The sequence below is a fragment of the Halomonas sp. ALS9 genome (assembly GCF_001651035.1).
In the GTDB taxonomy this organism is placed as follows: Bacteria; Pseudomonadota; Gammaproteobacteria; order Pseudomonadales; family Halomonadaceae; genus Vreelandella.
In genome coordinates, this window is sequence record NZ_LXRG01000163.1 from 189371 (window position 1) to 210718 (window position 21348).

At 53.9% G+C, this 21348-nt stretch carries 19 protein-coding genes; 13 read left to right on the forward strand and 6 right to left on the reverse strand.

Annotation, left to right across the window (positions count from 1 at the left end):
• Positions 1-22 precede the first annotated feature (22 nt).
• The 5 genes from tal (at position 23) to A6R74_RS11590 (ending at position 3853) form a co-directional block, all read left to right on the forward strand.
• Positions 23-976 carry a transaldolase gene (tal, locus tag A6R74_RS11570; protein ID WP_064234638.1) on the forward strand — a complete coding sequence of 318 codons (954 nt, stop codon included), beginning with the start codon at positions 23-25 and terminating at the stop codon, positions 974-976.
• 84 nt (positions 977-1060) lie between these two features.
• Positions 1061-1903, forward strand: coding sequence for a fructosamine kinase family protein (locus A6R74_RS11575; protein WP_064234639.1), 843 nt, complete (start codon positions 1061-1063; stop codon positions 1901-1903).
• A 350-nt stretch (positions 1904-2253) separates the two neighbouring features.
• A complete protein-coding gene (locus tag A6R74_RS22790; RefSeq protein WP_165603378.1) occupies positions 2254-2523 on the forward strand; it encodes a helix-turn-helix domain-containing protein in 270 nt (89 codons plus the stop codon).
• Positions 2520-2843, forward strand: coding sequence for a HipA N-terminal domain-containing protein (locus A6R74_RS11585; protein WP_064234641.1), 324 nt, complete (start codon positions 2520-2522; stop codon positions 2841-2843). The genes A6R74_RS22790 and A6R74_RS11585 overlap by 4 nt, the downstream gene beginning before the upstream one ends.
• On the forward strand, positions 2840-3853 hold the full coding sequence (locus A6R74_RS11590; RefSeq protein WP_064234642.1) for a HipA domain-containing protein: 1014 nt from the start codon (positions 2840-2842) through the stop codon (positions 3851-3853). Before A6R74_RS11585 ends, A6R74_RS11590 begins: the two co-directional genes overlap by 4 nt.
• 149 nt (positions 3854-4002) lie before the next feature.
• Here A6R74_RS11590 and cynS read toward each other — a convergent pair whose 3' ends face one another.
• Both cynS and A6R74_RS11600 read right to left on the reverse strand, forming a co-directional pair.
• A complete protein-coding gene (gene cynS, locus A6R74_RS11595) occupies positions 4003-4443 on the reverse strand; it encodes a cyanase (protein WP_064234643.1) in 441 nt (146 codons plus the stop codon).
• A 58-nt stretch (positions 4444-4501) separates the two neighbouring features.
• The gene (locus A6R74_RS11600) at positions 4502-5314 is read right to left on the reverse strand and encodes a formate/nitrite transporter family protein (protein WP_064234644.1); all 813 of its coding nucleotides are present in this window, start codon (positions 5312-5314) and stop codon (positions 4502-4504) included.
• A 352-nt stretch (positions 5315-5666) separates the two neighbouring features.
• Between A6R74_RS11600 and A6R74_RS11605 the strand changes: the two genes are divergently transcribed.
• From A6R74_RS11605 to A6R74_RS11625, 5 genes are all read left to right on the forward strand, one after another.
• Positions 5667-7598: a sigma 54-interacting transcriptional regulator gene (locus A6R74_RS11605; protein ID WP_064234645.1), complete on the forward strand. Its 1932-nt coding sequence runs from the start codon at positions 5667-5669 to the stop codon at positions 7596-7598.
• Positions 7599-7893: 295 nt separating this feature from the next.
• Positions 7894-9357: a TolC family outer membrane protein gene (locus tag A6R74_RS11610; protein ID WP_064234667.1), complete on the forward strand. Its 1464-nt coding sequence runs from the start codon at positions 7894-7896 to the stop codon at positions 9355-9357.
• 77 nt (positions 9358-9434) lie between these two features.
• On the forward strand, positions 9435-10706 hold the full coding sequence (locus tag A6R74_RS11615) for an efflux RND transporter periplasmic adaptor subunit (RefSeq protein WP_064234646.1): 1272 nt from the start codon (positions 9435-9437) through the stop codon (positions 10704-10706).
• The gene (locus tag A6R74_RS11620; RefSeq protein WP_064234647.1) at positions 10706-13894 is read left to right on the forward strand and encodes an efflux RND transporter permease subunit; all 3189 of its coding nucleotides are present in this window, start codon (positions 10706-10708) and stop codon (positions 13892-13894) included. Before A6R74_RS11615 ends, A6R74_RS11620 begins: the two co-directional genes overlap by 1 nt.
• Positions 13895-14063: 169 nt before the next feature.
• A complete protein-coding gene (locus A6R74_RS11625) occupies positions 14064-14750 on the forward strand; it encodes a hypothetical protein (protein WP_064234648.1) in 687 nt (228 codons plus the stop codon).
• Between the two features lie 51 nt (positions 14751-14801).
• On the opposite strand, the gene A6R74_RS11630 is transcribed toward A6R74_RS11625, so the two are convergent.
• Together A6R74_RS11630 and A6R74_RS11635 are read right to left on the reverse strand one after the other, a co-directional pair.
• Complete coding sequence (locus A6R74_RS11630) at positions 14802-15734, reverse strand: alpha/beta fold hydrolase (RefSeq protein ID WP_064234649.1); 933 nt, start codon at positions 15732-15734, stop codon at positions 14802-14804.
• A 77-nt stretch (positions 15735-15811) separates the two neighbouring features.
• Positions 15812-16423, reverse strand: a complete 612-nt coding sequence (locus A6R74_RS11635; protein ID WP_064234650.1) for a TetR family transcriptional regulator — start codon at positions 16421-16423, stop codon at positions 15812-15814.
• A gap of 215 nt (positions 16424-16638) precedes the next feature.
• Between A6R74_RS11635 and A6R74_RS11640 the strand changes: the two genes are divergently transcribed.
• Together A6R74_RS11640 and A6R74_RS11645 are read left to right on the forward strand one after the other, a co-directional pair.
• Entirely contained in the window at positions 16639-17670 is a 1032-nt protein-coding gene (locus tag A6R74_RS11640; protein ID WP_064234651.1) for a succinylglutamate desuccinylase/aspartoacylase family protein, read from the forward strand.
• A gap of 211 nt (positions 17671-17881) precedes the next feature.
• Positions 17882-19354, forward strand: coding sequence for a catalase (locus A6R74_RS11645; protein ID WP_064234652.1), 1473 nt, complete (start codon positions 17882-17884; stop codon positions 19352-19354).
• 63 nt (positions 19355-19417) lie between these two features.
• Here A6R74_RS11645 and dusA read toward each other — a convergent pair whose 3' ends face one another.
• Both dusA and A6R74_RS23225 read right to left on the reverse strand, forming a co-directional pair.
• On the reverse strand, positions 19418-20431 hold the full coding sequence (dusA, locus tag A6R74_RS11650; protein ID WP_064234653.1) for a tRNA dihydrouridine(20/20a) synthase DusA: 1014 nt from the start codon (positions 20429-20431) through the stop codon (positions 19418-19420).
• A gap of 324 nt (positions 20432-20755) precedes the next feature.
• Positions 20756-20884: a hypothetical protein gene (locus A6R74_RS23225; RefSeq protein ID WP_276204788.1), complete on the reverse strand. Its 129-nt coding sequence runs from the start codon at positions 20882-20884 to the stop codon at positions 20756-20758.
• A 118-nt stretch (positions 20885-21002) separates the two neighbouring features.
• Here A6R74_RS23225 and A6R74_RS11660 point away from each other — a divergent pair, with 118 nt between their 5' ends.
• Positions 21003-21299 carry a hypothetical protein gene (locus A6R74_RS11660; RefSeq protein WP_064234655.1) on the forward strand — a complete coding sequence of 99 codons (297 nt, stop codon included), beginning with the start codon at positions 21003-21005 and terminating at the stop codon, positions 21297-21299.
• Positions 21300-21348 lie beyond the last annotated feature (49 nt).

The window sequence follows — 21348 nt, forward strand, 5'->3', positions numbered from 1 at the left end:
AGACGAATATCAAGGAGATTTTATGACCAGCCAGCTGCAACAGTTGAAGCAACATTCGCTTGTCGTCGCCGACACCGGTGATCTTGACGCTATTCGTCGTTATCAGCCTCAGGATGCCACCACCAATCCTTCGCTCATTCTCAAAGCGTTTGGTTTGGCCGGTTACCAAGGACTGATTGATGAAGAGCTGAGCAGCGTCAAAGCCTCCGGTAGCAGCCGTGAAGAGCAGGTCAAACATGCTGTTGACCGCCTTTCGGTGGCCATGGGCAGTGAGATTTCTGCGGTTGTACCTGGGCGTGTCTCCACCGAAGTGGCAGCTCGGCTGTCGTTTGATACCCAGGCCAGCATTGCCAAGGCCCACGAGTTAATTGAGCTCTACGACGCCCGCGGCGTGTCGCGGGATCGCGTACTCATCAAATTGGCCTCCACCTGGGAAGGCATTCGTGCTGCAGAGGTACTTGAGCGTGAGGGTATTCAGTGCAACTTGACGCTACTGTTCAGCGATGCCCAGGCCCAGGCCTGCTTTGATGCCGGGGTATTTCTGATCTCGCCCTTCGTGGGCCGCGTCACCGATTGGTACAAAAAAGAGACGGGCAATGACTACACGCCGGAAAACGACCCGGGCGTTCAGTTTGTGCAAGGCGTTTGCCAGCGTGCCAACCAGGGTGGCTATGAAACCGTGGTCATGGGCGCCAGCTTCCGTAATACCGGGCAGGTACTCGCCCTGGCAGGCTGCCCACGGCTAACGATTTCGCCGGCATTATTAGAAGAGCTGGATGCCACCGAAGGCAGCGTTGCTGCGCAAATCCAAGCGGGCGAAGGCAATGGCAAGCCTACCGAACCGCTGAGCGAAGCCGCCTTCCGTTGGGGCCACAATCAGGACGCCATGGCCAACGACAAGCTGGCCGATGGTATCCGCCGTTTCCACGACGACCAGCTTGAGTTAGAGAGCCTGATCGATAAACGGCTAGGCTAACATACAGGTTAGCCCATGGCGTCGGGGTTAGGGCGCACCCTAACGCCTACGCAGTTATTCATTCGGGGACAGGGAGAAAGTCTTATGGATGCCACCCTGAGCCAGCTATTGGAATCTATCGACTTAATCCCCACTGGCGATTTGCAGTCGCTCAGTGGGGGAGATATCGCCGCGGTGTACCGTCTGGATACGCGCCAGGGGCAGGTGGTGATTAAACACGACGATGCGGCGCGACTGCGCGGTGAAGCAGAAGGGCTGCGTACCTTGCGCAGCGCCTGCGAGCAGCTTGTGGTGCCTGAGGTATTAGGTTTGTCAGCGGGGTGGCTGGTCATTGAGTCGCTGAATACAGTGCCCGGTGGGCCGCAGAGCTCGGCAGCGCTTGGCGAAGGGCTGCGCGGCTTGCATGGTGTGATTGGCGACGCCCACGGTTGGCATCAGGATAATGCCTGTGGGCGCACGCCCCAGTCTAATGCACCGCTCAGTGACGGGCGGGCCTTCCAGCGCGAGCGGCGTTTATTACCCTTGTGTGACGCGTGTTACCAGCAAGGGCTGTTAGATAGCGAACTGCGAGGACGAATCGAGCGCTTGGCCCAGGATTTGGAGAGCTGGCTACCCAACGCACCGCCCAGCCTGCTGCACGGTGACCTATGGTCGGGGAATGTGCTCTTCACGACAAAGGGGCCAGCGATTATCGATCCAGCGGTGTATCGCCACTATCCAGAAGTCGACCTAGCGATGCTGACGCTATTTGGCTCGCCGGGGGAGGCGTTTTTTGACGCCTACTGGAACGGCGACGCCCCGACCGATTGGCCGAGGCGTGAAGCGCTGTTTCAGCTTTACCCGCTGCTGAATCACCTGCTGCTGTTCGGTGGCGGTTATAGCTCGGCGGTTGAACGCAGCGTGATGAGGCTTGCCACTTATGCTTAGGCGCGACGTTCTTATCAGCACGACCCTAACCGGTTTGCTGCTAAACTGCGTGGTCTACACTTTTAAGAAGGTTTTAATCGTTGACCTAGCGTAAATGACATAAATATAAATAAAATAGAAAAAATATCTGCTAAAGTGAATGAAACTGTTATTCGGTGGCAGATATGGACATAAACACGAAGGATGAGGCGGGTTTTCTTGAAGACTTGAATCGGCTTCTGAACAAGCACTTCCGAGAAGAGCCCTTTGCGGACAATAAGCGCGACGTTAAGCGTTATAGTAAATCTCAATTCTCGACTGTTGCTAAACCTAAGCAAGGCGCGGATCTGCCGACAGCAACAGCATCACTAATGGGTCTCTTGTCCCATCTTGTCGACTTAGAGAACCGGGTGCGGGTGGCCGAGAGTCGAGGTGAATTGAGGCCCTTGTCCAGCGTCGGCCAGGTCATCAACGAAGCCCGCACAAGACAGAAGCTGACCGTTGAGGCGCTAGCCGATCTAGCGGGCGTGGGTACGGTGACCATCCACAAGGTTGAGAAGGGCAGCCTCCAGGTACAAGTGCCTAAACTTGTGCAGATCGCTGAGGCATTAGGTCTGGAGCTGTTGGTGAGTGCACGGTGAGAAAAGCCAGGGTCTATTACAAGGGGCGATACGCTGGGCTGCTGCAAGAGGACGAAGAGGGCCTTTTTCAGTTTAGCTATGACGCTCTCTACCGGATAGATGGCTATCCAATCGCCTTCAGTATTCCGCTCTCTGCTGAGCCCTACGTCACACAAGGGCTGCCCCCTTTCTTTGAGAACCTGGTCTCTGAGGGCTGGCTACGCCGGGTACAGTCCACCACTCAACGCATTGATGAGAACGATAGTTTCGGCCTGCTATTGCTGAACGGTCGTGATCTGATCGGCGCTGTTTCTGTTCTATCGCTAGAGGATCACGCATGAGCTATCGTCGATGCCTAGCCACGTTAGCACCACTAGCGGCCGACGAGATGGAACTCGGCTATCGTAAGACCGCGTTGAAAAAGCTGTTTGGCACAACCGATATCAAACTGCCGCTGACCTTTAGCCGCCGGGAATTTTTCACCAAAAGTGCCCAGTACACCAGGGGGCTATCGATTTCAGGTGTCCAGCAAAAACTCTCTTTACGGCTGAACCCGGAGACGCGGGAGTTAGAGCCGACAGCCGAAGGTGGGGAGTTCATCCTCAAGCCCAGCCCAGAGGAGTATCCGCATGCGGCTGAAAATGAACATGCGGCAATGCTGGCGAGTGAGCGTATCGGTATTGAGACGGCTAATCGCACGCTGGTTGCGTTTAAGGACGGAGAGTTGGCTTACCTTACCCGTCGCTTCGACCGCCAAGCTGACGGTAGCAAAATTCACCAAGAGGACATCATGCAGATAAGCGGGATGCCTCCCGCGGGCAAATACGCTCTTTCTTATGAGCTGGCGGGAACAAAAATTGACGCAGCGACGTTCGGGAAAATGGCTGTCAAACTGGATCTCTTTAAGCGAGTGCTGTTTTCCTATGTGATTGGCAATGATGACCTACATATGAAAAACCTGAGTCTGCAACGGGTAGACGATGCCCCTGGGGGCTATTTCGACAAGCTCACACCTAGCTACGATGTGTTGTTTGTGCAGGCGTTTGAAGCCAGTAAAAATGGCCAGTTTCTTGCCTGTGATCTATTGACTGATCCTGAATCAGGAGAAGAGGCATTTACCGAGCACTATGCCCATTATGGCTTCTATACGGGGTATGACTTCCTTGAGCTAGGGAGACGTTATGGATTGCGTGCTGCCACGGTAATCAAAGCTATTCGTGACCAGGTGAAAAAACAAGATGAAATCCTTGATGTTATAGCGTCCAGCTACATGCCGGAGGTAATGAAACAAGAGGCCGCTAGCTTAGTCAAGGGGCGCACCAGGGCGATATCGACGGGAGTGGATAGATAGTCGGTACTAGATCGTTAAATGATATGCTGTTAATTAGCGCTGATTAATGTTCCAACGTATAAGGTGTGCAACACAGCCGCGACGAAGGCCTCTGGGCACCCGCCGCGGATCTACTACTGAAGTTTTGCTTGAACGTTACTGGCGATGTTTCACCAGGATTTATAAGGCAAGAACTTACCGTTAAGAGTGAGCAGAACTCGGTCGCCTTTGGGGTCTTCGACTTTGTCGACCTCCATGGTGAAGTCGATGGCGCTCATAATGCCGTCGCCAAATTTTTCCTGCACCACGTCTTTCAAGGTCTCCCCGTACACACCGACGACCTCATATAGGCGGTAGATAAACGGATCCTGGGGGATCGCTTCATCCCAGGCCTTGGTGGGGAAAGCCACCAAAGCCTCGGCGACATCGTTCTCCACACCTAGAGTATCGCAAATCTTATGGGCGATATCGGCGCTGGCGCTGTTCATGCCGTAACAGGCGGAGGCCACCCAAACCGGCGACATGCCAACCGCTTTGCCAATATCATCCCAGCTCATTTTCTTGCGCGCTTTGGCGGCGAGCAGGGTGTGACGCATTTCGAGCTTATCCATGAGAGTTCTCCCGTTAAATGGAGGGCGAATAACGCCCTGATCATCGACTGGTCGTCGATCAAGATAAAACCTTTTTAGGCTGCGTACGGACGTGGGTGGTGTAGAGAACCAATCCAACCAAGGTCAAGCCACCGACCAGGTTGCCCAGCACTGTGGGGATTTCGTTCCACATAATGTATTGGTACAGAGTGAAGTCGGCGCCCATCATTAGGCCAATGGGGAACAGGAACATGTTGACCACGGAGTGCTCAAAACCGAGATAGAAAAACACAATAATCGGCATCCACATGGCCATGATTTTGCCGGAAACCGTCGTTGAAATGGCGGCTCCAACGACGCCCATGGATACCATCCAGTTGCAGAACATGCCTCTCAAGAAGAGCACGATCCAACCGGCAAAACCCGCCTCTTGGTAACCTACCGTGCGGCTTTCACCCACGGCCATCATCGTTTGGCCGACAGCGTTGATCTCCTCGGTACCGCCCATGGTGAAATTCAGGTAGCCGAAGATGGCGATAAACAGGGCGCCTCCGAGGTTACCAAGCCCCACCAACCCCCAGCACTTCAGCATTCGCGGTAGAGTGACGCCAGGACGCTTATCGAGCCATGCAATAGGCACTAGCGTAAAAACCCCGGTTAGCAGGTCATAGCCCATCAGATAGAGCATGACGAAGCCCACGGGAAAGAGCAGTGCCCCAATCAAGAAGTTGCCTGTTTGGGTCGCGATGGTGATGGCAAAAATAACCGCCAACGCTAGGGTGGCCCCGGCCATAAAGGCACGAATAAGCGTGTCCCGGGTGCCCATATAGACTTTTGACTCACCCTGATCCACCAACTTAGTGACGAACTCACTGGGCATTAGATAAGACATAAGTATGTCTCCTGTGTCATTTCGGTTTATTAACGCCTGGCCCAAGAGTTTTAGTGTTTCTCGAACGGAACAATAAAACCGATGGCTGCGCCATCTTGGTGCGGAAGGGATTCAGCGTGCGACGCTATTGCGCTATCCGTACATGTAGTGCGATTTGTGTGCCAATTCACGCCTTATGAACTTATCTTATTGTTTTTAAAGATTTAAATTTTATTGTTGTTAACGTTTCTGAAGGGAGGAATGGGTTACGAAAAAACGTAATTAACGATATTTCGTTGTTTTAATGACGAAAAGTCGTAAGTGGCGTGGGAATTGAATGCTTAAGGGAAGATCACCTTTGAGGTATACGCCAATGGCTGAGCAAAAACGCACTCGCACCGCAGCTCTAATGGGCGATTTTTCACCGCTGGCAATGATCGTGATTGATCCTTTTGCCGATCAGTTGCTGGACGCTAACCCGGCCGCCTGCGCGATGCTCAATATGCATGAAGTGCTCCCTCTCAAGTCGCCGTTTAGCCATCGTTTGAGTGCGTCGCTGTCGCTATGGGTGAGCTTTACCGATGAAGCGCTGGTTCAAAAAACGGCTTGGTCGGATGATTTGGTGATGCTAGATATGCTTCGCCAACCGTATCGAGTTGAAGTTTATGCGCAGCGTATCGACGACTCTGGGCAGCTGTTATTGACGCTGATTGACCGCCATAAAGCCGAGCAGCGGCGGGCAAAAGCGGAACTAGGCCGCCAGCACCGCCAGGGGGAAGTGGGCTGGCAGCGGGTCGAGCAGGTGTTTGAGCGCATTGAGAAGCAAAACCAGCTCATTCTCAGCGCGGCGGGCGAGGGTATTTATGGCCTGGATGCCGAGGGTAAAACGACTTTTGTTAATCCCGCCGCCGAACGTATTTTAGGCTGGAGCACCGAGGATATGGTGGGCCACGACGCACACCTGATGTTCCATCACACTCACGCCGATGGCAGTCATTTTCCGGTACAGCAGTGCCCAATCCACGCCTCGTTTAGTGATGGCCAGGTGCATCACGTCGACAACGAAGTGTTTTGGCACAAAAATGGCGAAGCGATCCCCGTTGAGTACACCAGCACGCCGATTTTTGAGATGGGCCGTTTGGTTGGGGCAGTGGTGCTGTTTCGCGATATACGTGAACGTAAGCGCGCAGAGCAGCAGTTGCGCGACGCCCTCGCAGAAGTGGAGTCGCTTAAACAGCGTTTGGAATTAGAAAATGAGTATCTTCAAGAAGAGATAAAAGCGGAGCTTAACCATCGTGATATTGTCGGCAACAGCCCGGCGGTGGCAAAGTTAATCCAGCAGATTGAACTGGTCGCTCCCACCAGCGCCAACGTGCTAATTAGCGGTGAATCGGGTACTGGTAAAGAGCTGATTGCCCGCGCCATTCATGCCGGTAGCACGCGTAGCGACCGACCGCTGATCCGGGTGAACTGCGCGGCTATTCCACGCGACTTGTTTGAAAGCGAATTCTTTGGCCATGTGAAAGGCGCTTTTACCGGTGCGGTGCAGGATCGCACTGGGCGCTTTGAGCTGGCCCACGGCGGCACACTGTTTTTGGATGAGGTCGGTGAAATACCCCTGGAACTACAGAGCAAGCTGCTGCGGGTGTTGCAGGATCAGCAGTTTGAGCGGGTGGGCGATAACCGTACCCAGGAGGTTGACGTTCGTGTGATTGCCGCCACTAACCGCGAGCTGCGCGACATGATTGATGCGGGCCATTTTCGTGAAGATCTCTATTTCCGCCTTAACGTATTTCCCATTGACTCGATACCGCTGCGTAAGCGAATCGAGGACGTACCGCTGCTGGCGCGGCATTTTTTACAGCGGGCTTGCCTGAAGTTCAACAAGCCAGGCGTGCGGATTCCCCCGGCCCAGTTAGAGATTCTGCAGCGCTACCCCTGGCCGGGCAATATTCGCGAACTGGAAAATATTATTGAGCGACAAGTCATTGTCACCCAGGATCGGCGCTTGATGTTTGATGACCTGCTGTTGGGGAAGTCGCCGGGTAAGATAAGCCGAACTAATCTGACGCCTTCTGTGACCCATTTCAACGAAGAACAGAGAGACGCAGCATTGCTCACCGAACATGCGCTAGCCCTGCGCCAGCGGGAAAGCACGATTGCCGCGTTGAAGCGGGCTGGAGGGAAAGTCTCAGGCGCGGGCGGGGCGGCGGAGTTGCTTGGCATCAAGCCAACGACGCTGGCCTCGCGGCTTAATAAATGGGGCATCGACACGCGAGCATTTCGTAAAAGAGCGCCGCATTAATCGCCAGGCCATCATGCTTTGGGCTAAGGTAAGCTGGAAGCGACTTGACAATAGGCTGTACACACATTTTTAGATTGTTCAAGGCTAGCATACATACATGAATGTAACTATAATGCTCATCTTTCTGAGTGGCACCGCACTTTGAGTGGCACCGCACTTTGAGTGGCACCGCACTTTGAGTGGCACCGCACTTTGAGTGGCACCGCACTTTGAGTGGCACCGCACTTTGAGTGAATGAGTGCGCTGATTGATTAGTGCGTTCGCCAACCTGACGCTGATACCTAGAGGCAACACCATGCGACTGGCACACTGGGCAGTCAATGCCCCTTTACGACCCCTACTGTTAGCGGTATTAACCGCTTCTTTTGTATTGCCTGCTCAAGCTGCCGACCTCATCACGATTACCCGTGATGCGTTGGACAATAACGCTGCGCTTGCATCGGCGCGCTCCGAATATTTGGGCGTTGAAGCAGGTCGAGATATTGTGCGAGGTGGGCTGCTCCCCCAAATCAATGCGTCGGGCAATGTGACGCATAACCAGCAGTATGAAAGTCAGGGATCCTCCCAAGCGGGAGCAGGTGCTGGCGCAGGTAATGTGAGTGCCGGTGATGACCGCTACAACACCGCGTCACTCACCCTTGAAGCCACCCAGGCACTCTATGATGAGGTGACGCGCCGACAAGTCAGCCAGGCCGAGCGCCAGATCGATCAGCAGGTCTATTTGCTAGCGGCGACCGAACAGCAGCTGTTAATTGATGTGGCCAGCGCCTATTTCGACATTCTACGTGCATACGAAGTTTTAGAAGCGCGTCTTGCCCAGGAACGTGCTATTGGGCGCCAGCTTGAGCAAGCCGGCGAGCAGTTTGAGGTGGGTTTGATTGCGATTACTGAAGTCGAAGAGGCTCGCGCTACCTTTGACCAGTCACGTGCTGATCGGATTGCCGCGGAGAGCAATCTACAGGTGGCTTTTGAGGCACTAGAGCAGTTGACCGGCCAGCGCTATGCCAGAATTGAAGCGTTGGGTGACAGCATGCCGATTGCCCTCCCTGAGCCAAGCAGCCGCGACTATTGGGTAGAGCAAGCCCTTGAGCTTAATCCGCAAGTATTGGCCCAGCAGGCGGCTATTGAGGTTTCCCGTAGCGGTGTAGACATTGCCCGCGCGGGTCGTTTGCCTACCCTGCAAGCCTTTGGCAACTATCAATATGGCGACAGTGACATTGATGGCACCACCGGGAATGATTCCTCCAGCCAGGTGGGTATCAGCGCTAATTTACCGATCTATACCGGTGGTAGTACCAGCGCCAGCATCCGCCAGGGAACCTATCAACTGGAGAGTAGCCAGTACGATTTCGAGTCTCAGCGTCGCTCGTCGATCCAGCAGGTGCGCTCGCTGTACACCCAAGTCAGCAACGATGTGGAAACCGTCGAGGCTCGACAGCAAGCCATCGTTTCTAACCGAAGTGCGTTGGAAGCCACGCGCGCCGGTTACGAGGTCGGCACCCGGAATATTGTGGATGTTTTGAACGCTGAGCAGAATTTGTATAACGCCATCGCTAATTACGCCGAGGCTCGCTACGACTATGTGGTGAATCTGCTCTCGCTGCGTCAGCAGGCCGGTCGCCTGGATGTAGACGCCATTGAGGAAGTCAATGCGTGGTTAACCGGTGATGAGGTGAACTTTACCTTGCCCGAAACCAGCGGCAACGACCGCTATGAACCCGCGCTCAACATCGGTGCGCCGCCCCAGCCTGGCACTTAATTGCTTGTCGATTGTGAGTGATCCAGGTGCGCGCGTGCTATCGGTCACCTTAAAAAAGATATATGGGAATTCAACGTATGAAGAAGATGATTCACTCACGCCGAGCGAGTCTGGTGACGCTGGTAGCTGCGTTGGCGCTTTCAGCCTGTGGTCAAGAGCAAGCCGAGGCACCCCAGCAGGGGGGTGGGCAAGAAGCCCCGCCCCATAAGTTCGAAGTGGCTGAAATGGCGCGTCAGGATATACCGCTGGATAAGTCGTACCCCTCGCTGCTGCGCAGTGATGATGAGGTCACCTTGGTTGCCCGTGTAAATGGTTTTCTTGAAGAGCGCCACTTCGAACCCGGCCAGTTGGTCGAAGAGGGTGATCGCCTTTACACCATCGAGCCGGATCTTTACCAGGCAACGGTCAATCAGCGTGAAGCGGATCTTCAGAGCGCCCGTGCCGAGCTTTCCAGGGCCCAGCGTGATGCCCAGCGTTTTGAGCAGCTACTCAGCCAAAACTCGGTGAGTCGTCAGCAGTATGACCAGGCACTAGCCGACCAACGGGTTGCCCAAGCGAGCGTAGCACAGGCAGAAGCGGCACTCTCCAGCGCTAACCTGGATCTCGGCTACTCCCAAGTGACAGCCCCTGTATCGGGCATGATCGGGTTGAGCCAAATTAACGTGGGCAATCTGGTTACCTCTGGTACGGAATTAGCGACGATCACTCCGCTGGATCCGTTGGAAGTGCGTTTCCAGTTGCCCCAGCGTGATGCTTTTGAGCTGCGTCGCCAGTTGAGTGACGGCGGTGATACCTCGGATATTCGTGCGCGGTTGAGTATCCCAGGCGTAAGTGGTGGCAGCGATTCTGAATTAGAAGGGCATTTAGACTTTCTGGGCTCGCGGGTCGATAGCGGCACCAGCACCGTGCAAGCGTCAGCCACCTTTGAAAATCCCGACGCAAGCATACTGCCTGGGCAATTTGTGCGTGTGCGTATTGAGGGCCTGAAACGCTTTGACGTAATAGCAGTGCCTGAAATCGCGGTGACGCAAGGGTTGATGGGCCCGCAGGTGTTTGTCCTGGATGAAGATAACAAAGCCCGCGAAAGGACTGTTTCATTAGGCGAAGTTGCTGGCCCTTGGCAGTTGATTCGTGAAGGCATTGAGCCAGGCGATCGAGTAATTGTCGGCGACCCGGCGGGTTTACAACCGGGCATGGTTATTGATCCTCAGCCGTTTAGTGGCGATGCGGAGGCTGTGGTCGAAGAGGCCGAGCAAGAAGAAGCGCAAGAGCAGGCAGAAGCGGCGCAACAGATGGAAGAGGGGGCTGCTGATGGCCAGCCCGCTGAAGGGGAAGAGGGTGCGCAATAATGAATTTCTCTAACTTCTTCATCAGCCGCCCGATATTTGCCACAGTACTGGCAATTATCGTGACGCTGGTGGGCGTGATGTCGATGCGCGTTCTGCCCATTGAGCAGTACCCAAGCGTAGTGCCGCCCACAGTCTCAGTTCAGGCGCAGTTCCCAGGTGCGGATGCGGAAACCGTGGCGCAAACGGTGGCAGCACCGATCGCAGAAGCCATTAACGGCGTTGAGGACATGCTCTACATGACCTCAAACAGCGCCGATAACGGCACCATGAGCCTGAGTGTGGCGTTTAATATCGGCACCGATGGTGATATCAATACCATTAACGTCAATAACCGTGTTCAAGGGGCGCTATCCCAGCTCCCCGAGGCTGTGCAGTCCCAAGGTGTTACCGTTGAGCTGCGTTCCGACTCTATTTTGATGTTTATCGCGTTGACCTCGCCTGATGGCGACTACGACAACATCTATATGCAGAACTACGCAACCCTCAACGTGCTTGACGAACTGCGTCAGGTTCCGGGGGTGGGTAACGCCGAAGTGTTAGGTGGTGGCGAGTTCGCCATGCGAGTCTGGATGGATCCGGACAAGTTGGCCCAGTACGACCTTACGCCCAGCGAAGTGGCCAGTGCGATTAGAGCACAAAATACTGAGATCCCGGCCGGTAGTCTGGCCTCAACGCCGCAAAGTGAGCCGCGGGCGTACACTTATACGATTACCGCAGGCGGCCGTCTGAATGATGTCGACGATTTCCGTAATATTTACCTACGCACCAATAGCGATGGTTCTTCATTGCGCCTGGAAGATGTAGCGCGGATTGAGCTTGGAGCCTCTTTCTACGGCGTTGACGCACGTTTGAACGGCTCTACCATGACGCCAATTATTATCAACCAACAGCCCGGAGCCAACGCGCTGGCAACGGCTGAGGGCGTGCGAGTCACCATGGACGAGCTGGCCGAGAGGTTTCCGCCTGGTCTTGAATATGTTGCTCCCTATGACACTACGCTGTTTATAGATGCATCGGTTGAGACGGTTCTACATACCTTTGTTGAAGCCTTCCTGATCGTTATCGTCATTTTGTTTATTTTCCTGCAGAACTGGCGTTTCACCGTGATTGCCATGTCGGTGGTGCCGGTTGCGGTGGTAGGCACTTTTGCCGGTTTCTACATGTTTGGCTTCTCGATCAACCTGTTAACGCTATTTGCGCTGGTGCTATCGATAGGCATTGTGGTTGACGATGCCATTCTGGTGGTGGAAAACGTGGAGCGCGTGCTGAGTGAAGAGGAAGATATCAGTGTGCGCGACGCCACCGTCAGGGCGATGAAAGAAGTCGGTGGACCGGTTATTGCGACCTCACTGATCATGGCCGCGGTATTTGTACCCGTGGCTTTCCTGGGCGGCTTTACCGGGCAGATTTACCAGCAGTTTGCGATCACCGTGGCGATTTCGGTGGCCATCTCGGCGTTAATGGCGTTGACCTTTACGCCCGCCCTGTCTGCGATTTTTATTAAACATAAAATTGCCGGGGCCGGTCAGACCAAGTTTAAACGCGCCTTGAATACACCGCTGCGGCTGTTTGACCGGCTGTTTGCGGGTATCACCGCCGCTTATATGTGGCTAGTGAAAGGCTTGGTGAGGTTTTGGGTGTTGGCGCTGGCACTCACGGTACTTACCGGGGTGGGCTCGTACTGGCTATACGCCAATACGCCTTCAACACTGGTGCCAGAGACGGATCAGGGGGTCGTGCTGGTAAGCGTCTCACTGCCTGATGCCGCGTCGCTGGATCGTACCCAACGCTATATGTCGAAGCTCAGCGCGGCGATTGAAGATATCCCCGGTGTGGAATACTCCTCAGCGGTGGCGGGCTATGACATTTTGTCGAGTGCCGTTAACACTGCTCGGGGAGTTATGTTTATAAACCTAAGCCCTTGGTCTGAGCGTGAGCTGACTGCTACCGAACTCGTTGGTCGCATTATGGGGCTGGGGGCCAGTATTGATGGTGGCTCTGCGATGGCCTTTAATTTGCCACCGATCATGGGGCTTTCGACCACGGGTGGTTTTACGGGGTATTTGCAATCATTTGATGGTGCATCGACTCGTGAGCTCTATCAAGCCTCACTGCAAATCATGCAGAAGGCCAACCAACATCCAGCGTTGAACCGGGTGTTCACCACCTTTAACGTTAATGTGCCGTCCTACCGTGCCAATATCGACCAACAGAAAGCGTTAAGTTACGGCGTTGCACTGGAAAATATTAACTCGGCCCTGTCCAATACATTTGGTAACGGCTTTGTTAACTATTTCAGCTATCAAAACCGTAATTTCCAGGTGTATCTGCAAAACGAAGCTGAATTCCGCAAAACGCCAGAAGACATCAACAGCGTTTATGTGCGTGGTGGAAATGGCGAACGTATCCCGCTTTCTGAATTTGTCGAGCTTGAGCGCCAAACCGGCCCATCGGTCGTATCGCGCTTTGGTGTTTACGCTGGCGCTATGTTCCAGGGTGAACCCGCTGCTGGCTACAGTTCCGCTCAGGCGATAGAAGCGATGAACGAGGTGGTGCAAGAAACACTGGGCGATAACTGGGGGATGGGTTGGACCGGTACGGCTTATCAGGAGTCCAACATGGGCAGTGCCGCGACGCTGGCAATTGTCTTCGGGCTGTTGATGGTGTTCCTGATTTTGGCGGCCCAGTATGAAAGCTGGTCGTTACCGCTGGCGGTACTGACGGCAACGCCCTTTGCTTTCCTCGGCGGTATTGGCGGGATAGTTCTGCGCGGGCTGGATACCAGTGTTTATGTCCAGATCGGCATGCTGGTAGTCGTCGGTCTTGCGGCGAAGAACGCGATCCTGATTGTGGAATTTGCTGAGCTGCAGCGTAAAGAACAGGGCAAAACCATTCGTGAAGCGGCGATTACTGCGGCTGAGCTGCGTTTCCGCCCCATTGTAATGACCTCCTTGGCGTTTATCTTCGGCACTTTGCCGTTGGCCTTAGCCACCGGTGCCAGCGATGTGAGTAGCCACCACATCGGTACCACAGTGGCGATGGGTATGTTCTCGGTTGCTACTTTGGGTAGTCTGTTTATTCCCAGCTTCTATGCCATGATTGCGACGGCGTCTGATTGGCTAGGTCGTAAGATGAAAGGAAACAAGCATGGTTCTGCTAAGCCAGCACTGGAGCATGACAAGCACTAACCCTTAGCGATTAACCAAGGGCGATAGTAAGCGGGTGCTACCTTCGGGTGGCACCCGTTTTTTTTAGTACGATGACCCAGGTCAAGTTAGAAGTGGCATTCCAAAGCTAACCTGGACTAAGCTGGAAGTAACAACACATCACCGGCTAAGTACCGGGGGAGGACACGCCATGCAATCTCTACTGCACGCTGCTACGCAATTTCCGGGCATTGTTTTTACCCTATTACTGGGGCTACTCGCCCTCTACTGGCTATTAGTGATTATCCGCCTGGCGCCCTTAGAGCTGTTTGAGCGCGATAGTCTAAAAGAGGATCATCTTGCCAGCACGCTGGTCTCTTTAGGCTTCGCGGGGGTTCCCGCCACGCTGGCATTAACGGTAATTTTAACCATTGGTGCCGTGCTCACCTTGGCAATCGAACTGCTGGTATTGCGTTGGTTGCCACTGGGCTTGATACGTATCCCGGTAGGGGTACTGGTGCTATGGGTTTCACTAGTGGTTGCCTCGCCCGTAGCGGCAATGCTCTGCCAAGCGTTGCACCGTGGGCTGCACCGTTACCGCCCCTTCACCCGGCGCTGTTTACTGGGCCAAACGGTCATCGTGACTGAGCGCCAAGGCGCGGGGGAGCAGGCGTTTGCAATGATTGATAATGAGCCCAACAGCACGGTGAAACTACTCAGCAAACGCGATGCCCTGCCTGTACAGGGAGAACGCCGGGTGCTGGTGAAGTACTTACCTGAAGAAGGGGCTTACCGCAGCGTCTCTGAACAGGCGTATCTTGAAACACGGATTCGTTTGAACAAACTGCGACTCAATCAGAAAAACCGCACTTCAGCCCATTACTCGCCTTCGCACTAATACGCCACTCTCGCTGGGGTGCAGGGAAGCGCAAATTTACCGCGTCACGGTTTATTTCCACCACCGACGCCACTGCTGCGCCAGCCACTGCATTGCACGCTGCCAGCCAGTGGCGTTTTGCGTTTTATTATCTGGCGTTGGGCGAGGTGCGGGGCGGTTTAAAAAGTGGCGAATGGGGTCAACCTGTGCCGGTTTATCCAGCATGGGGGCGTGACCGCAGTTAGGCACACTCAGCGTTACTAGCTTAGGCTGTGCCTCGGCCATCTTCGGCAATGTTTCAGGGTCTAATAATGTAGACTCTTCCCCGCGAATGACCATCACCGGGCAGCGAATATTCGCCCAGTCGGCCCACATATCGCGCGGCGTATCATGCACAAACTGTTCGCCGATGCGTGGGTCAAAGTGGTACGTCCAACTGCCATCCGGCAAGCGACGGGCACTGTTGAGCGCGAGCTCGCGGCGTGCGGATTCAGCGGTAATGCCGAAGCTGGCGTAGTGCTGATTAAGCTCTTGTTGGAGTTCGCTAAAGGTAGAAAACCGATGGGTAACGCCGAAATAACTGGAAAGACCAATCAGGCCCTGTGTGTTCAGCTCAGGGCCAACGTCGTTAAGAATCAGCCGGGAAATACGCGCGCTGTGCTGTGGATCTGCGGCGATCAGCATGCCTAGTAGTCCACCCATTGAGGTGCCCAGCCAATCAACGTCATCAAGTTCAAAGTGATCGAGTAGCGCGATTGCAACAGTTACGTAATGGCTATAAAGATAATCATGGGCAGGGAATAGCGACCAGCTAGATAACCCGCGGCCTGGAGTGTCTGGAGCGAGCACCCGCCACTCACTACCGAGTTTCCGCGCCAACGCATTAAAGTCGCCCCCATGGCGAGCAAGGCCATGCCAGGCGATAAGTGTGCGGGGGGCGGTAGGGTTCCAAATACGTACGGCCACTTCTAATTCGCGTACGCGGATAAACGCTAAGGCATCCATAGTCGGCTCACACGGCTGTAACGGTATGGCCAGTATTAGCATACTTGCTGCACTGCAGCGATAGCTGAATGAAGTGTTTAGCGCTGCATCATACGAATAGCGGCATCAATCAGCTCGCCACCACGTTCACGAATCGAAAAAGCTTCGGGGTTACGCAGCCAGTCGTGGAATAGACCACCCATCATTGATTGCATCAAGCGAGCTGCTATTTGCGGGCTTAAATCTTCGCGCAGTAACTGCTGCTGTTTAGCAAGGATAAATACGTCAAGCATTTCATCAAAGCACTCGTTGCCAATCTCTTCCTGCATTTCCAGCGGATTGATGTCGCTGAAAAACTCACAGCGATGCAATAAAATCGACAGTACCCGTTGGTAAGACGGTTGCTCAATGCGCACCAAGCCAGCATGGCAGGCTAGGCGTATGGCTTCTAGCGGCGATAGCTCGGGGTCAGCTTTGTCCACCTCATCCATCAACGACTGAAACGGCATACGCACCTGTTCAACCAGCGCCATGAACAGGTCGCCTTTGTTCTTAAAATGCCAATACACGGCACCGCGGGTAAGGCCAGCATGGCGAGCGATTTGCTCTAGAGAGGTGCGTGCCACGCCTTTGGCAAAAAATACCTCTTCAGCAGCTTCAAGCAGCGCTTCGCGAGTAGCGGCGGCCTCAGCTTTGGTCTTTCTTGCCATGAAAGTGCAACCTCATAATCGACACAGTATGGTCACATTTTAACCTAAGCTTGAGCACATTTACATTCAAAACTGTATGGATAAATGTTTCATCTCATAACGTGGATTAACAAATTCGTCATTTCTTGACTGAAAGCGTATAAACAGGCAATGAGACTGGCTCACATCGTACGAATGTCGTGAGCATAACGGATTAAAAAAACAGGATAGAAAGCATGGCGCGAGCTCCTTTTCAGCTGGGCGAACATACCATTATGCCCGGCCAACGCTTACAAGTTGACGTGCCGGTGGCGCGTTTGTATACCCACACGCCCCTGCACATTCCTGTCGAGGTCGTTCATGGTCGCAAGGATGGCCCGGTGCTGTTGGTCTGTGGTGGCATTCATGGTGATGAGATCAACGGGGTGGAAATTGTCCGCCGGGTGCTACGCGCAAAAGCGATCAATAGTATCCGCGGCACCTTGATCGCTGTGCCGGTGGTGAATGTATTTGGCTTCTTACAGCAAACGCGCTATTTACCGGATCGCCGGGATCTTAATCGCTGCTTTCCGGGCAGTGAGTCAGGCTCTTTGGGCGGTCGCATCGCAGCGTTATTTCGCGAAAAAATTGTTGATCACGCCACGCATATTATTGATCTGCACACCGGGGCTATTCACCGTACCAACCTGCCACAAATTCGTGCTCAGCTGCAAACCGGCAGTGAAACTGAGCGCATGGCCGATGCTTTTGGCGCACCGGTGGTGCTCAATGCGGAACTACGTGAAGGTAGCCTGCGCCACTACGCCCAGACGCGGGGGATTCCGGTGCTCACCTATGAAGCTGGCGAAGCGCTGCGTTTTGACGAGTGGGCGATTGCCCCAGGGGTGCGTGGCGTGCTGAGGGTGATGCGCCGTTTAGGCATGCTGACCGGCGAGCAGCGCCGCCGCACGCCAGCACCCGCGGAGCTGGCCAAAGGGTCAAGCTGGGCACGTGCACCTATCGACGGTATTTTGCGCCCTAAGGTGCGCTTAGGCGCCCGCGTTGCCAAAGGAGAAGTACTGGGCAAAGTCGCTGACCCTTTTGGTAATGACGAGGGTGAAGTGCGCGCCGCTGCCGATGGCATTGTGATTGGCATGAGCCGTTTACCGCTGGCCAACGAAGGCGAGGCGCTGTTCCATATTGCCCGCTTTGATGAAATTGAGGAGGCTGAAACCGCCGTTGAAAGCTTTAACTCAAGCCTGGTGCCGCCTCCTGATTCATTTTATTAATTGGCTTTCATAGTTAATTGCTATCTCTTTGATAGTTAAGAATTGGCTACTATAAATGGCAAGTTGGCCGCTGCTTGACTATACCTAGGGGTGGGCTTTGTTAGCGGCTACTGAAATAAGAATGTAAAAAAACAAAAAATAGCCAAGCTTTCATCGTGCTCGAATGAGTGGCGATAAATCGCCACGTCGACCGTGACATGGAGGAAATACGATGACGAGCGATACAGGTAAGCATACAACAACGGATGCAGGCATACCGGTTAGCAGTGATGAACACTCGCTAACGGTAGGCCCTGATGGGCCGATTGTTCTGCATGACCACTACTTGATGGAACAGATGGCTGCTTTTAACCGGGAAATGATTCCGGATCGTCAGCCCCACGCAAAAGGGAGCGGCGCCTTTGGTCACTTCCAAGTAACGCACGATGTTAGCCAATACACCAAGGCGGAATTTCTCCAGCCGGGTAAAAAAACCGAGATGCTGGCGCGTTTCTCGACGGTGGCCGGTGAGTCGGGTAGCCCGGACACTTGGCGCGACCCCCGTGGCTTCTCGTTGAAGTTTTACACCGAAGAGGGCAACTTCGACATGGTGGGTAATAATACCCCTGTGTTCTTCGTTCGCGATCCGCTCAAATTCCAGCACTTTATCCACTCACAAAAGCGTCGAGCGGATAACGGCTTGCGTGATCACGATATGCAGTGGGATTTCTGGACGCTTTCGCCGCAATCTGCACACCAGGTAACCTGGCTGATGGGCGATCGGGGTATCCCCGCCAGCTGGCGCCATATGAACGGCTATTCAAGCCATACCTATATGTGGGTTAACGCTGAAGGCGAGCGTTTCTGGGTGAAGTACCACTTCAAGACTGACCAGGGTATTAAGTGCATGACCCAGGAACAGGCCGATAAGATGGCGGGTGCGGATGCCGACTACCATCGCCGCGATCTGTTTGATGCTATCAAACGCGGTGATTATCCCACCTGGACGCTGCAAGTTCAGATTATGCCGTTTGAAGATGCCAAGACCTACCACATCAACCCCTTCGATTTGACCAAGGTGTGGCCGCACGCTGACTATCCGCTGCAAGAAGTAGGTAAGATGACGTTGGATCGCAACCCCGTAGATTTTCACAGCCAAATCGAACAGGCAGCGTTTCAGCCCAGCAACAGCGTACCGGGGACTGGTTTCTCGCCCGATAAAATGCTGTTGGCGCGGGTAATCTCCTACGCTGATGCGCACCGCGCGCGTTTAGGGGTGAACTACCAACATATCCCCGTTAATGCGCCCAAGACCCCGGTTAACAGCTATTCCCAAGGTGGTCGGATGCGTATTGCCCACTCCACCGACCCGGTGTACGCACCTAATAGCAAAGGGGGCGCGCACGCCAACCCGGAAAGGTACCCGGAAGATACGACATGGGAGACTGACGGCGAGTTGGTTCGCGCCGCCTACACGCTGCGCCCAGGCGATGGCGACTTCAACCAAGCCAATGACCTAGTCAATAAGGTAATGGATGACGCAGCCCGTGATCGGTTGGTCAGCAACATTGTGGGCCACGTTTCCGACGGTGTTGAAGAGCCGGTATTGTCACGTGTATTCGAGTACTGGAAAAACGTTGATCAGACGATCGGCGAGCGTGTTGAGCAGGGCGTAATGGCGAACCGCCGGGAAAACAGTCAGTAAGCCTACGCTACTAAGAACACGACCCCGCTACGCTTGCGTAGCGGTTTTTTTTATACGACGCACTTATACGACGCACTCGGGTTCATTTACCAAGCTAAGTGCGTCATCAAATAGGCGCAATCCTGCGCCTTCTTTATGGGCATGTTCTGACAAATGGCGCCGGAAGCGCCTGCCGCCAGAACAGCCCTGAAACAAGCCCAGCAGGTGACGGGTAATGTGATTTAGCTTTGCCCCTTCATCCAAGCGCTGCTGAATATACGGCCGGAAAGCCTTCGCGGCATCCAAGCGGCTTGCCGCCGGGCCTTTCTCACCAAAAAGCTGCTCATCAACCCCGGCTAACAGCCACGGGTTTTGATACGCCTCACGGCCTACCATCACGCTATCCACATGGGTAAGCTGCTCTTGGCACTCCGCCAGCGTTTTAATCCCGCCATTAATGCCGATATGCAATTCAGGGCGGCTCTGCTTTAAACGGTGAACGCGGGGGTAGTTAAGCGGCGGTACATCGCGGTTCTGCTTTGGCGACAAACCCTGCAGCCATGCTTTACGGGCGTGAACGGTAAACACCTCGCAGCCTGCGTCAGCAACGATAGAGATAAACCGCTCAAGATCGGCATCTTCATCCTGGTCATCGATGCCAATACGGCACTTCACCGTGACCGGAATAGACACCGCGGCCTGCATTGCCCGCACGGCATCGGCCACCTTTTCGGGGTAGCCCATCAAGCACGCGCCAATCATATTGTTCTGCACGCGGTCGCTCGGGCAACCCACGTTCAGGTTCACCTCATCGTAGCCCCACGACTCGGCAATCGCCGCACACTCCGCCAGCTCACCGGCATCGCTGCCGCCTAACTGCAGCGCAAGCGGATGCTCCACCTCGTTATAGCCCAAAAAGCGCTCACGGGGCGTTCCGTGCAAAATCGCACCGGTCGTGACCATCTCGGTATACAGCAGCGCCCGCTTGGTTAACGTGCGTGCGAACGCTCTGTAGTCCCTTGTAGTCCAGTCCATCATGGGCGCCACCGAAAAAAGTCGCCCCCGATCTGCACTATTTTCTTTAAGTAAATTAGTCATTTAATAACACTGTTGGCTGCACTGTGTGCAGCCATATTGCCTCTTAAAACCGTAATTAACGCACCTGGTGTCCCAAACTGTACCAAGCAGTGATAACAGCTGATGCCTAAAAACCTGGTACACCTTGAGAGCTTGTCAGAGGTGGCGTGGTGTATGCGCGCCATTGTACGGAAGAAAGGGTGCGCAGCACATAGCAGGGTAGTTGCCATAGCGCTTACGCCGCAGATCAGGCTGGGTATCACCCAGCAATGCTATGAAATAGCGCTCTAAATGTGCATTAGGAGAATGGTGCTAGCCGTATCGATGGGTTAGGCTTTCTTAAGGTTAGTAAATGGTTGGTACAAATGCCGCGACCCGAAACAGGAAGGCGTGTTTTTGTTGCTTGTCAGCGGCGAGCGCCGGATCAAGCGTATGCAGCGCCTGGCGGGCGGCGCTGTACTTGATCAGCGACAACGACCACTACCAGCTGGAAATAATCAAGCCGCAGGATATGCATGATGTGGAGATTATGAGGCGGTGTGAGATTCGGATTGGGCGGGTGGTTTGATTGATTTATTAGAGGAAATGTAAAATGACAATTATGCAAAATAAAAATATATTAATATCTGAATGCTTAGAGGTTTATAAAGAAGTAAATAAACACGGTTTCCGGTTTAGGGCTATAAACAGGCATATGTTAGGCTTCATATCTTTGTCCGGTGGAAAAAGCTTAACTGACACTGTCGATAAGATGAAAGAGCAACTCATGCTTAAATCTCAAGTTGATGTGGTTAAGGTTAGAAATCAGCTTTTAAAAAAATACAACGACTTTATAGCATATGCTGACAAAGAGGTGTGTGTTTTAAAACTTGGCGGTCTCCAACTCTAAGTGCAACACTCGGTCAATGAATGCCTGATGGCGCCTCCTGAGTGCGCTT